Origin of the sequence: Planococcus sp. ISL-109, from assembly GCF_018613655.1 — a bacterium.
Taxonomy (GTDB): Bacteria; Bacillota; Bacilli; order Bacillales_A; family Planococcaceae; genus Planococcus.
In genome coordinates, this window is record NZ_JAGGPW010000004.1 from 53,586 (window position 1) to 66,744 (window position 13,159).

Annotated in this window: 13 protein-coding genes; 10 read left to right on the forward strand and 3 right to left on the reverse strand. The window is 46.6% G+C overall.

What is annotated here, in order from left to right; translation table 11 throughout:
* The first annotated feature begins 174 nt into the window (after positions 1–174).
* On the forward strand, positions 175–684 hold the full coding sequence (locus J7E21_RS02020; RefSeq protein ID WP_215104286.1) for a GyrI-like domain-containing protein: 510 nt from the start codon (positions 175–177) through the stop codon (positions 682–684).
* Positions 685–743: 59 nt separating this feature from the next.
* Here J7E21_RS02020 and J7E21_RS02025 read toward each other — a convergent pair whose 3' ends face one another.
* A complete protein-coding gene (locus J7E21_RS02025) occupies positions 744–1,214 on the reverse strand; it encodes a competence protein ComK (protein ID WP_215104288.1) in 471 nt (156 codons plus the stop codon).
* A 242-nt stretch (positions 1,215–1,456) separates the two neighbouring features.
* On the opposite strand from J7E21_RS02025, the gene J7E21_RS02030 reads away from it, so the two are divergent.
* The gene (locus J7E21_RS02030) at positions 1,457–1,954 is read left to right on the forward strand and encodes a sigma-70 family RNA polymerase sigma factor (protein WP_215104290.1); all 498 of its coding nucleotides are present in this window, start codon (positions 1,457–1,459) and stop codon (positions 1,952–1,954) included.
* Positions 1,955–2,018: 64 nt separating this feature from the next.
* Positions 2,019–3,284, forward strand: coding sequence for an ATP-binding protein (locus J7E21_RS02035; protein WP_215104291.1), 1,266 nt, complete (start codon positions 2,019–2,021; stop codon positions 3,282–3,284).
* A gap of 51 nt (positions 3,285–3,335) precedes the next feature.
* Here J7E21_RS02035 and uvsE read toward each other — a convergent pair whose 3' ends face one another.
* Complete coding sequence (gene uvsE / locus J7E21_RS02040) at positions 3,336–4,208, reverse strand: UV DNA damage repair endonuclease UvsE (protein ID WP_215104293.1); 873 nt, start codon at positions 4,206–4,208, stop codon at positions 3,336–3,338.
* Between the two features lie 96 nt (positions 4,209–4,304).
* Here uvsE and J7E21_RS02045 point away from each other — a divergent pair, with 96 nt between their 5' ends.
* Positions 4,305–4,790: an SRPBCC family protein gene (locus tag J7E21_RS02045; protein ID WP_215104295.1), complete on the forward strand. Its 486-nt coding sequence runs from the start codon at positions 4,305–4,307 to the stop codon at positions 4,788–4,790.
* A gap of 706 nt (positions 4,791–5,496) precedes the next feature.
* Here the strand turns inward: J7E21_RS02045 and J7E21_RS02050 are convergent.
* Positions 5,497–6,255, reverse strand: coding sequence for an NRDE family protein (locus tag J7E21_RS02050; protein WP_215104297.1), 759 nt, complete (start codon positions 6,253–6,255; stop codon positions 5,497–5,499).
* Positions 6,256–6,499: 244 nt separating this feature from the next.
* On the opposite strand from J7E21_RS02050, the gene J7E21_RS16500 reads away from it, so the two are divergent.
* The 6 genes from J7E21_RS16500 to J7E21_RS02080 all read left to right on the forward strand — a co-directional run bounded on the left by J7E21_RS16500 (position 6,500) and on the right by J7E21_RS02080 (position 13,134).
* The gene (locus tag J7E21_RS16500; RefSeq protein WP_215106064.1) at positions 6,500–6,757 is read left to right on the forward strand and encodes a diguanylate cyclase domain-containing protein; all 258 of its coding nucleotides are present in this window, start codon (positions 6,500–6,502) and stop codon (positions 6,755–6,757) included.
* A 414-nt stretch (positions 6,758–7,171) separates the two neighbouring features.
* On the forward strand, positions 7,172–10,270 hold the full coding sequence (locus J7E21_RS02060; RefSeq protein WP_215104299.1) for an ATP-binding protein: 3,099 nt from the start codon (positions 7,172–7,174) through the stop codon (positions 10,268–10,270).
* An 18-nt stretch (positions 10,271–10,288) separates the two neighbouring features.
* A complete protein-coding gene (locus tag J7E21_RS02065; RefSeq protein ID WP_215104301.1) occupies positions 10,289–10,981 on the forward strand; it encodes a response regulator transcription factor in 693 nt (230 codons plus the stop codon).
* Positions 10,982–11,245: 264 nt separating this feature from the next.
* Complete coding sequence (locus J7E21_RS02070; protein WP_215104303.1) at positions 11,246–11,668, forward strand: DUF4870 domain-containing protein; 423 nt, start codon at positions 11,246–11,248, stop codon at positions 11,666–11,668.
* 43 nt (positions 11,669–11,711) lie between these two features.
* Positions 11,712–12,500, forward strand: a complete 789-nt coding sequence (locus J7E21_RS02075) for a YveK family protein (RefSeq protein WP_215104305.1) — start codon at positions 11,712–11,714, stop codon at positions 12,498–12,500.
* A complete protein-coding gene (locus J7E21_RS02080; protein WP_251047762.1) occupies positions 12,442–13,134 on the forward strand; it encodes a CpsD/CapB family tyrosine-protein kinase in 693 nt (230 codons plus the stop codon). The genes J7E21_RS02075 and J7E21_RS02080 overlap by 59 nt, the downstream gene beginning before the upstream one ends.
* Positions 13,135–13,159 lie beyond the last annotated feature (25 nt).

Sequence of the window (13,159 nt, forward strand, 5' to 3'; positions counted from 1 at the left end):
GGTTTTGCGGAATATCTACAGTGGAAATTACATATCAATAAAAAGTCGAATAATCTGAGTAATTTCGTTTTTGTTCGGTGATAATTTTCTTACTTCAGGGAGATCTGATGAATGAAAAAGGAGCTTGGCGGGTATGGTAAAGCAATTGATCAGAACGGAAGGAGTTAATTGGATATGTATTATATAAATGAGCCAATTATCGAACAGCGCAGCTATCAGCCATATGTGGGGATTGCTGCGCGAGTATCAGCTGGAGCAGAAGAAGCCTCAGCACTTGCCGCCGAGATTTTGGACTGGCTGATCCAGCAGAAGGAAACACCGACGGGACGCCCTTTTATTCGTTATTGGTGCCTCGAAGAAGATGGGCGGCGGTTGATTGAAGTGGGGATTCCGACGAAACGTTTGCTTTCAGAAGATCATCGTATGGTGACGGGCTATTTGCCGGGCGGCGCATTTGTCCATGCAGTTCACCACGGCCCGCCAAGTGAGTTGTGGGAATCGTCACTGGGGTTGATCGACTGGATTGAAAGAGAAGGTCTTGCAGCTGCTTTGCGATATGAAGGCGAGACGAAAATATGGGATGGACATTTCGCTTTTTTCGTCACGGATCCACTCGAAAAAAAGATGAGCGATGCGTGGACTCTTGAGTTATATATTTTATTGCTCGCGGATCATGCAGCATAAAAAAGACACCTCACCCTTTGCCGGATAGGGTCCGGCAGACGGAGAGGTGTCTTTAAGCATTAGCCTTTATTGCGTTCCCGGATTGCCGAATAGAAATACATCATTTCATATAATCGTGTCCGTTGTTTCGATAAGATATGCATCGAAACATTCACTTCAGTAAAGACGCCGAATTGATCATAGATGATCCGGGTCCGTGCGGGGGAAATTGCTTCTAGCCTGTACTGGTGATTGAAGATCCACACGCAGTCAAGCTGGGAGGGAGACTTGGTTGGATAAGCGGCGAGCCCATCCTCTGAAATTAGAAGAGTGGTTTTTTTATGTTGCTTGAGGTTATGGCGAGTAGCTTTGACGCGGCCTTCGTATGTGGAAGCGAAGAGCATGCAAGCTTTGTCGATCAAGACAAGCGGGGAATCACGCGAATATCGTACACCATCTTTTGTCGTGATTCTTGAACGCCGTTCTGTTTCATAGAAAGATTCAAGAAACAGCACATTGCGATCAATTGGGGATTCTTCATAGTTCTTCAACTAATACCTCTCCTTTCTAGATTACTAGAAAATCGTACCATTCGAATGACGTGATATCAATACAAATAAATAGAAAAATGTATTTAATTTTACATTTAACTGGTTCAAACGTAATTTTTAATAATCATTAGAATCTGGTTTTTGATAGGTGTATATGTTCTGTTTTCTGGTTCGCTTTGATATTTATTTACTTTTAAGCTGTTCTTACCCGGGAATTCAAGGACGTCCAGAAGGAACAGTACATGGAAAAATTTGCAGAAGTAGCGGAGCAATACGCTCCTATGGTGTCATCGATTATTCGGAAGCTGAATATCTACACAGACTATGAATCTTTTCGGCAATTGGGCGTCATCGCTTTATGGCAAGCATGGGAGCGGCATGAACCGGAGATCGGCCATTTCGCGCCGTTTGCTTACCGGAGCATTCAAGGTGCGATGAAAGATGAGTTGGGCAGAAGGCAAAGAGGTGGGCAATTCGTCAAAGATGCCGAACAGATTCTGGAGGAGGAAGAAGCAGCCGCGGAATGGCAACTGGAAGAATTGCCGGAATGGCTGGAAGACGTGTCCTTGTCCGTTAAAGAACGCCGCCTATTGCAAGAACTGTACGTGGACGGCTATAGTTTAACCGAATTGCAAAAACGCTATGGGCTCTCGTTATCGGGGATGAAAAAGCGCCGTGAGCGGACCTTCACAAAAATCCGCCTCGCGATTCCCCACCCTTATAAAGAGGGCCAAAAATAACTGGAAGGAATGGGCAAGTTATCGGTATAATGGGAGTCTGAAAAGATGAAGGGAAGGTGCCCATATGGAAGCGATGATGACCGGCATGATCAATAATATCTTTTTTATCATCTTTCCGATCATTCTTTACCAAATGTTCGCGACTGCAGGGCAGCGGAATTTTTTCGTCAGCCACCGGATTACGATGACAATCTTGTTTTCCATCTCCATCATTTTGTGTATGATATTTCCCTACCAGTTTTTAACGGAAGATTATATATTTGACCTTAGGCAAGTCCCAATGATTGTCGGTGCCCTTTACGGCGGGCCGATCGTCAGCGCAGTGCTTTTCATCGTTTCTGCCATTGGGCGCATTGCCATCGGCGGAGACGGCATGCATATCGCCATTCTCAATCAGTTTCTCGTAGCTGCGGGGGTTCCGTTTCTCGCACCGCTCTACCAAAAAGTCAACCGCTGGTGGAAGGCGGGGCTCGTTTTCAGCATCTCCATTGTGTCGTTGCTGTTCAATCTGTTTGCCGGATATTTCTTTTTTGGCGATCCGATCCATGATTTGATTGGAATTTGGCTGATGCTAATGCTCAATCAGGGCGGCATCATCATTCTGACGGCATTGCTGATCGAGCATTTGCAAAAGCAGGAGTACTTGTATAATTCGCTCATGCGCCATGAAAAATTGGAGACGGTCAGCCATTTTGCTGCGGCCGTGTCCCATGAACTGCGGAACCCGTTGCAGACCATTAAGGGATTTGTGCAATTGATGCAGGAATACGAATACCCGCGCTCGAAGCAACTGGAATTTCAACAGACGATTTTAAATGAAATAAATGCCGCCGAAGACTTGATCGATGATTACCTTGTATACGCCAAACCTGCCTACGGTGAGTTAAAGCGTATAGAATTGGAAACGGAACTCTTGCATGTCATCAAAATCATGTCGCCGTATGCGAGAGCTCAAGATGTGGAAATTTTTGTCCGTGCCGATCATTTATCGAGTTTGATTCTTGGCGATCCGCAAAAACTCCATCAAGCTTTAGTCAATATCATCCGCAACGGCATAGAAGCAATGCCGACTGGCGGCAAACTGAACATTGAGCTGGAAAACTCGTCGCAAACGGTCTGTGTTCACGTAATGGATGAAGGGGTCGGTATAACGAAAGAAGCGATGAAACGCCTCGGCGAACCGTACTTCTCCAATAAATCCAAAGGAACCGGACTCGGGCTGATGGTCACGTACAGCATCGTCAACCAAATGGGCGGAGAAATAATTGTTGACTCAGAAGTCGGAAAAGGCACGAAGTTCACATTGGAGTTTCCAAAACTTCCCGAATAACGAAAAAACGCCTGGGGAAACCGGATGATCCGGTCTACTCCAGGCGTTTTTCTATTGGTTTTGCAGCTTTTTCAAAAATGGCAGCACAGCTTGTTCCTTCATTTTCGCCTCGAACATGATGTCGACTTCATACCCTTCTACCAGCTTAAGCAATTCCAGGAAATCTTCTTCTGAAATCAAGTTGTGATGACGCAAATCAGTGAAGCCCTCACGCCCGCTGCTAATGTGGATCTTCGGGCGGCCGACGCCTTCCCAAGTAGCCAAAATCTCTGCGAAATCGACAGGTTTGCCGTCGTTGTTGCAATTATGATGGTGAATATCGAAACAAATCGGCACATTGCACAAGGCATGAACGTCCAATACATCGCGCAAAGTGAAGGTCTTATCGTCATTTTCCAGGCGCAGCCGCTGGCGTATGGTGTCTGACAACAGCAGGTAATTTTCGGAAAAGCGTTTCTTGGCTGCTTCTTTATCGCCATATGCGCCGCCTGTGTGAAGGATGATATCAGTACCTCCAAGCAACTGGATCAACTTATCATGATATTCCAAGTCCTCGATGGATTTCCGGACAACTTCCGGTTTCGGTGAATTGAGAACCGTATACTGGCCCGGGTGCACTGAAATCCGAATCCCGTGTTCTACAGCCAAACTGCGGATTTCGCTTGCAATCGCCAGGAAATCCGCATCTTCCCACCAACGCCAATCATTGATCGGATGCGTCGATAACGGTACGATGGAACTCGAAGCACGGTAAAAGTAGATGCCGTGATCCAAATTCCAGCGAATGACTTGTAAAGTTGTGTCCATATTTTTGATAGTTAATTCCTTGATTTTTTCAATGCCTTCTTTTTCTGCGGTTGCCAGACGCAATGTCCGGAAAACCGTTTTCAGTTCCGTATTCATACAAGCGTAACCCAATCTCATCGCTTTCAACTCCTTATAGGAAATATACCCGATTTGAGTAGAAAACACACGGAACTCGGGTATAGTATAGTAAAGACGAGTGGAGGAGGAATTTTAATGACAGCAGAAATTACCAAAAGCACCACAGGTTACAATGCGACATTCGACAGACATTTTAATCATCCACCTGAACAAGTATGGGCCATGCTGACAAACAACCAAAAGATCCATCGCTGGTTCTACGGGCTTCAAATGGAACAAGAAGGCGAATCCGGCCACTTGACATTAGAGCTGGGCCACGGGAAAAAGAAAGAATTCCCCATTACCGATTACGAAAAAGGAAAAACTCTTGCTTTTGAATGGGGTGAAGACCATGTGCATTTCAATCTGACACCAACAGACAACGGCACGAATGTGCACATGATCGAAACTTTGCCGGGTATTACGAACCAAACACCAAAAGACGTCGCCGGTTGGCATGTTGCACTTGATGTTATGGAAGCCATTCTTGATGGGCATGGTATTGAGCGCACATCCGAATGGGAGCGCTGGTACCCTGAATACAAGCGCCTCTTCGAAAGCATGGGCGTCGATTTCGCATAAATACAAAAAGCCAAGCGGCCATTCCGCTTGGCTTTTCTTTTGAGTGGAGAAAGTTAGAATTCGAATAAGGCAAAATCGAGCTGATTGTTATTAGTGTCATCCGAAATTTTGCCTTAGCTAGATTGATGATTGAAGAAATCTAGAATATGAATGTGGCACGTTTGCGTTGTTTGATTTAAGTATCATCCAGATAGACGCCGCCTTGCTTTGGATCGGCTTCTTGCAGTGAGCCAGGAAGACCATCTGTCTCACTGCATCGGCTCACCCGTATGCACTAGGCGGCTGTTATATTTTATTGGTCGTAGTAAGTTAAATAATAACTGCTTCTGTAACATTCATCCGCTGTCGGGGGAATCGCTTCCTTGGTGGAGCGTAGTGAACAGAAAACTGATTAGCTCGTTCAGTGAATGTTGAAATAACCTGTTCTATTCTCCAACTGTCGAGAAGAAGTGTGCAGCATCGTTTGTGCTAACAAAGAGATATCTTCCACTGCTTACTAGTGTGAGAGGATGAAGAAACGATCAACACCTCGAAATCTAGAGACGGAGCGCAAGGGGCCGACGCCTGGGGGGCTGCGCGGGACTGGCGAAACAATGGCGGCGCGCTCTTTAGCCGCCTTGGTTCGACGTCCGCCCCCGGCAAGCCTGCCCCTGAAGCGCAGTCTCATAGCACTAGCTAACTTGTCATGAATAGGTGGCAATTCGCCTCAAGAAATCTGAAACTCATACTTACGGTCTTCACGAAACTCCCCGTTTAAGTAGCTCCGTTCTGCAAACGTCACTAGCCCCTCATGATCAATCAATAGCACCGTCGCTGACCGTGTTCCGTAGTCTGGCATCTTGATGAACATCGGAGACAGCGCACGCTCCAGTTCCAAACCGACGCCAGTTTGCGGAAGCCGGTCATCAGACGCCTGCTCGGCATCTGCCAGAATTTCAAACAGCCGGTCTAACTGCACATCCTCATTCAATGATACGTATGCCTCCAGCTTTTCTTTTCCGCGTTCCACCTTCGGCCATGGTGTATTCAAGAAATGATTGCTAAGTCCGTGCGTCCCAGGCGGCACTTTGACCGGTTCACCATGAATATTATTATAATAATAAAGGCCTTCTGCATCGCCGGCGATCAAATTGAATCCCGCGTACTGTCGGTCGTCAATAGCTTGCAAGTATGCTTCCGGTGAAATGTGGCCCTCAAGAAATTGCGTAACAAGCTCGCCGCGGGATCGCGCGCCGGCCGCCATGTGTTCAGGGTCCCGGTAATTGGTCAGCGCCGCGAAGCGTCCGGATTTGTTGACGCCAAGCCATGTGCCCATCTGGCTCAGGTCACGTCCAGCTAAAATGGCGGGAGCGTCTTTCCAAAAATGGGCAGGCGCTGCAGGGCGTCCGTAAAACTCATCGCGGTTTGCCGCTACTATTAATTTATAGCGGGGGTGATGTTGGAATTGCAAATTGATCAAGCACATGGCTAGAACCTCCTTTTTGCTTTTATTATAACGGAAGTGGAGGGGCTTAGCTTTCGATGTGCTTGCACAAAGGGGACTGTTAAACCAAACGGAATTTACCGAAAAAAGGTTTTTTGTACTTATAAATAGGTACGAAGTTTTTGTTTGGAAGATTATCTGATAAGATGTAAGCAAGTAAATTTAGGGTGATGTTATTAGGGAGAAACAGGGGGATTTTTATATCAGCACAAATGGGCGGAGATGAATTTGTTGTCTTTTTGGAAAACGTGAGACGAGCAATGAAGCAGAACAAGCGGCCCTTCAAATCCGCACCGCGCTGACAGGCGACTGGAAGATTGGAAAAATGCCGGTAATGGTTAATTTCAGTATCGGTGTTGCTGTTGCTTCCGCGGCAGGGGAGACAATTTCCTCTATATTAAAGCGCGCGGACGAAGCAATGTATAAGAATAAGGGATTTTACAGCCATAAGCGAAGAGCTTATGGTTTTTTTCGTGTCTTTTGAACTAAGTGAGAAAAACAAAATAAATTTTCATAGGGCTAACTATATATTTGAATATTCTGAAATTAAAATGGTTTTCTTTTCCTGTGATAAATGATATGATTTCATTAAATCAATGAACCTAGTTAATCTCCATAATATGTATTTATAATATAAAAAACACATCTTTTGCCTTAGTTATAAAGGGAGGGCGCTTTGGTATGAGGTAAACAGCGAAATTTGATTAAACTGATAATTCAGATAAAAAAGAGGTGCAGTATGATGAGTTATTCTTTTAGAAAGATAACCGCAGCGCTACTCTTTTCTCTTATATGCTGCATCGCGCTTTTTCCCCCATCTGCTACAGCAGCCCATAGCGGGGGACAGCTCATACTGGAAAAGGGCACGAAAGAACTTCCAGCAGGAAGCCGGCTTTCTGTGTTGGAAGATGCTTCTGGCAACCTGGAAGCGGAAACGATTTTGCAGCCACCTAATTTATGGAATTTTTTGCCGGCAAGTGAATACCCTATGAATATCGGTTTGAGCAACTCGGTGTATTGGCTGAAGCTTGAAGTGTTAAACCTGGCAGACATGGAACATGAGTGGCTTCTCGAATTCACTTCGTCAAGTGTAGATGAAGTAAGTTTGTACACGCCGAACAATGGAGGGGGGGTTACAGTTGAGCAAGCCGGCGAAGGCGTGCCTTCTGATATTACCCACCGAACGGCAGTGTTTCCGATTTCACCGGTTTTAGATGAACCCGTTATCTATTTGATGCGTGTGGAGTCGGATTCGCCGATTCAACTGCCGGTAACGATTTGGGAAAAAGACGCGTTTGAAATCCAAACGAGGCAGCAAATTGCAATTGTTGGAGGGCTTGGCGGCTTAAGCCTGTTATTTCTGGCGCATTTTATATACCGGTTCATCGCCCTCCGCCAGCGCGCATATTTGTATTTCGTGCTTTATGCGATCACTTCTTTTTTCCTGTTCTCTTCAGCGGCGGGCGTCAGTTTGGATGTGATTTGGCCGGAGTTGGATTTGTGGAATAGTTATAGCATTGTTTTTGTTACAGGATTATCGGCGATGTCCATTACATTATTGACGGAAGGTTTATTGAATACGAAACGTCATATGCCGGAAACCGCTCGAATCATCAAATCGCTGGTTGTGTTTAATGCAGCTGTTCTCACTACTTTATTCATTTCAATAGAATGGGCACGGTTGCTCCTTTGGTTTGTCTTGGCCTTAACACTCGTAATCAGCCTCCTGATTACATTTCAGGGAAGGAAAAGAGGATTGGTACACGCTCGGTTCTATGCACTGTCGCTGTTGTTTTTTGCTCTTGCAACTACATTAAACTTTCTTTATAGAATAGCAGTTTTGCCGGTATCAGGGGTCGTTCAAGGCAGCATCTTTTTAATGGGGATACTCGCCGTATTGTTTGCGGCTTTTGCTTTGCGCGACAAAGAAAAAATACGCAAGCAAGGACAACAGAAGCGTGAGCGCAACTCGGCTGAGCGGCAGCGGCTCGAAGTTGATCGCCTGCGCCAGGCAAACGACCGAAAAGATGAATTGCTCGCCATTACATCCCATAGTTTGCGCACACCATTATATGGCATGGTCGGAATTGCCGAATCTTTACAGGAATCCGCCCACAGCAAAATGCCGCATTCAGTGATTCAACAGCTGGAAACGATTGCAGACAGCGGCAAAAAACTGGCGCGCATGATAAACGATACTTTGGATTTTTCTGGATCCAAACAGCATCAAGTGCCGCTTCACCTTGAAAGAGTGAAGCTGGCAGCAATCGCCGATTCGGTGATCCGTTTATGTACACCGCTCCTCAGAAATAGTGAAGTCGCATTGAAACATACCATCCCCAAAGATTTTCCGGAAGCGATCGCTGATCCGGAACGCGTGCGGCAAGTGCTTTACAATTTAGTCGGCAATGCGGTCGAACATACCGAGAGCGGCGAAATCATCATTTCAGCAAAGACCTTCAAAAAGCAAGTGGCCATTACGGTGAAAGATACCGGAAACGGAATGGAAGAAGAACGAGTGGATGCGCTGTTTGAGCCCGCTGGCAACTCTGCCACTCCTCATTTAGGTCTCGGAATGGGCTTGAAAATCACTAAGCGGCTCGTGGAGATGCAAGGCGGTTGGCTGAAGGCGGAATCCGTTCTCGGAAAAGGCTCATCATTCACCTTCACATTGCCGTTGACTGAAGAAGAGCGTGAACCGGAACCGGCCTCGGATGACATCAAGGAACTGACGGCGTCGCAGCTTGCGGACTCGCTTATCAAAGGGAAGAATGTCAAAAAAGGGTTGCGTATCCTCGTCGTAGAGGCGGAAGAAGTGAACCGGCTCATGCTGGTCCATCAATTGAAAGGTGAAGGCTATAAAGCGGATGGTGTCAGCAGTGGCGAAGAAGCGCTCGTGCATTTGGAAAACCGGCCGGCAGATTTAGTCGTCCTCGACGATGAACTGGCGGATATGGGCGGGGATGAGCTTTGCAAGCGAATCCGCGTGAATGCGACTTTAACGGAATTGCCGGTTCTCATGCTGTCCGATAAAGAAGGGGTTAAAGAAAAAACCAATGCGTTCAGTGCGGGCGCGAATGATTATTTAGTGAAACCATGTGATTTGGAAGAATTCATGATGCGAGTGGAAACGCTTGCGACGCTGCGCAGCATGACGCAGGAAATCACCAATTTGAATTTCTTCCTCGAGCGCAACGTCAAGGAACGGACGATGGCACTGGAAATCACCAATATGAACTTATTGACCGTCAACGATGAAATCCAGGAAGTCGAGAAATCGCGCAATGAAATGCTGTCGGCCATCTCGCATGAGCTTGGAACGCCGATTACATTGATCCACAGCTATATCCAAGCAGTGAAAGAAAGCTTGATTGAAGAAAATAATCCGCGCTATTTGGATATGATCCATAAGAAATTGTTGTTGCTCGAGCGATTGACAGAAGACTTGGTCGAGTTGACGAAATACAAATCGGGCAATATGACATTGCGCTTTGATGAGATCCCACTCGTATCATGGCTCGAGAGGGTTGCCGGCTCGATGGAGTCTGACTTGGCACAAAGCGGGCGAAGTTTCCGCTTTGTCGGGCCGGCCAAGACACAAGGGCTGGCTGACTGGCGGCTCCTTCTCGATGTGGACCGTGTCGATCAAGTATTTTCGAATTTATTATGGAATGCCGTCAAACATACTTCGGCGGAAGACGGGCGTATCATTTTAAGTGCAAGCATACAGGCAAGCGGAACCGCGCTGGATTCGTTGGACGCTGACGCCGAGCTGTTGATCCGTGTCGAAGACAATGGCTGCGGCATCAGAACCGAAGCTTTGCCGCATATATTCGACCGGTTCTTCAAAATTGATGAATCGGTGCAATATAAAGGAAGCGGCCTAGGCCTCGCGATTGCGAAAGAAATCATTCAATCGCATAAAGGCGAGATTTGGGCAGAGAGCAAAGAAGGCGTGGGCAGTACGTTCATCATTGCCTTGCCGTTGAGATATTAAGGAATGGAGGGGATTGATTTGAACACTGCGACTGTATTGATTGTTGAAGATGAAGATGGAATCCGTGAACTGATGCGCTTGTTTTTATTGAAAAAAGGCTATAAGGTGCTCGAAGCCGAAGATGGCTTTGAAGCGATGGATGTTCTGTCGAAAGAAAATCCGGATCTGATTTGCTTGGATATCGAAATGCCTGGGATGAGTGGTTTGGAGCTTTGCGAAAAAATCCGGATCCGGACGAAGACGCCAATTTTATTTGTCAGCTACCGGAAAGAATTGGCGTATAAAATTCAAGGGCTTGAAGTCGGCGGCGATGATTATATTACGAAGCCGTTCGATTTTACCGAACTGGAAGCGCGCGTCAAAGCGATTTTGCGGCGCAACGGCTGGAAGAGCGGGGAAGAAGACAAGCTGTCGATATTGAAGTTCGGCGACCTCCATATCCATGTGGACGCGCGAGAGCTTTACGTGAAAGGCAAGCCGGTAAAACTCTACCATAAAGAGTTCCAATTATTATTATTGATGGCGCAGACACCGAACCGCGTGTGGACCGCTGAACAATTATACGATCAAGTGTGGGGCTATTATTCCGAAGGGGATATCCAGACAGTCAAGGTCCATATCAGCAATCTGCGCAGGAAAGTGGAGAGCGATACCACTTCGCCGAAGTACATCCAAACAGTTCGAGGTTTTGGCTATAAGTTTACAAGTTAAAAAAATATAGATCGGCTGGTTTTGCCCTAGAGGCGAACCAGCCGATTTTTTTTTGCATTCATGAAGCTATACAAAAACCAATTTCGTTTTTGGGCACATGACTGCCAGACCAGGATTTCGAGTGAATAACCATGCCGAAAAGCGAGAGGGGGAATATTTTATTAGATAAATTCAACTAGTGAAATTATTTAACTTTGTTTTAACCTGCTCTCTTTAGTATTGGTCTTAAGCGATAGGAAGACAGATTTCAAGGAGGAAAAGCAGATGATTGAGAACAAAGTCAAAATCACGAATGAATCTCCTGTGAACTTCGAACAGCAGACCGTCTTTAAGCAAAGCCGTGAAGCTCCGAGTGCCCAGCCTTCCATTACGGGACTTGGACTGCCGGAACATGTCGCCGGCTCTTTGGCGTATCTGCTCGGATTTTTCTCGGGCTTCATTCTGCTGATGGTGGAGCGGGAAAATCGATTTGTCCGTTTTCACGCATTTCAGTCCATATACGTTTCGATTCTTTTCTTCACCTTGTTCACAGCAGTGGGATTAACGCCGATGGTGGGTTGGATTGCGGAAGTGCTGCTCATGCCGATCGGATTGGTGCTGTGGATCATCTTAATGCTTAACGCACATAACGGAAAAACGCTGCACTTATGGATCATCGGACGCTTTGTAGAAAAACAGCTCCATTGAACAAGCAAAATCACCCCGTAGACGGGGATATGAGGTGAAGTATATGGAAAGCACATTCAATATGAAAGAGTTTCTGAAAAACTTAAAAAAACGGTTGCTACTCATTATCGCGATGACGGTCGCTTTTGTCGCAATTGCTGCAGCGGTCAGCTACTTGTGGATGAAGCCGGTTTACCAGGCATCCACACAAATCCTGGTCAATAAAGCACCCGCTAACGCACAGGAATTCAGCATGCAGGATATCGATACGAATCTCCAGTTGATCAGTACCTATAACGTCATCATCAAAAGCCCGGCCATTTTAACTGAAGTCATCAGTGAGCTTGGGCTGGACGAAACGGTGCAATCACTGAACGAGCGGATTGCGGTGTCCAGCATCGAAGATTCCCAGGTGGTGACACTCGAAGTTGAAGACGCTTCAATGCAGCAGGCAGTTTTGATCTCCAACACGACCGCTAAAGTGTTTGAACAGGAAATCCGCAATTTGATGCGTGTCGATAATGTCAGCGTGCTGGCTCCTGCGACGATGCCAGCTGATCCACAGCCGGTCAAGCCCGATCCGCTGTTCAATATGGCAGTCGGGGCGATCATCGGCTTTATGCTCGGCACAGGGCTTGCCATTGTGCTTGACCAATTGAACACAACGGTAAGAACGGAAGAAGATATTGAAGAATTGCTTGGTTTGCAAGTGCTCGGTGTCGTGAGCCCGGTCGGTGATTTGGGAAAAACGGATAAACCATCGAAACATACTGACAGAATGGAGTTGGATGAGAATGTTGAACCAGACAGCGTCAAAGCGGCCGCACGCCAGAAAGTTGGTAGCACGTACTAAGGCGAACTCCGTCATTAGTGAACAGTACCGGACAATCCGCACGACCATCAATTTTTCCTTACCCGGCAATGAAATGAAAACGCTGCTGTTCACATCAGCATCAAAAGAAGAAGGGAAATCGACGACTTCCGCCAATATGGCGATTGTCTTTGCGGAATCCGGAAAAAAGGTGCTGATCGTCGATGCGGATATGCGTAAGCCGACATTGCACCATACATTCCAGTTGAATAATCATACAGGATTATCGAATTTGCTGGTCGGCAAGGGGGAGCTGGAACAAAGTGTCCGCGATAGCGGCATCCCAGGCCTGGAATTATTGACGTCTGGCCAGATCCCTTATAATCCGGCAGAACTGCTGGATTCACCGGTGCTCGATTCACTGATTGCGGAGATGAAAGCACGCTACGACCTGATCATTTTCGACTCGCCGCCGATTTTATCGGTGACCGATTCCAAAATATTGGCGAACAAATGCGACGGCACAGTGCTGGTTGTCAATACCGGCAAAACGGAAAAGCAAAGTGCATTAAAAGCGCGCGACAGTCTTTCGACGGCGAGAGCGTATATCGTCGGTGTGGTGATGAATAATTATAAACTCAGTAAAGATCATTATTACAGCCACGAATACAACTAAAAGCGGTCTCTACGCGAGGTGAAGG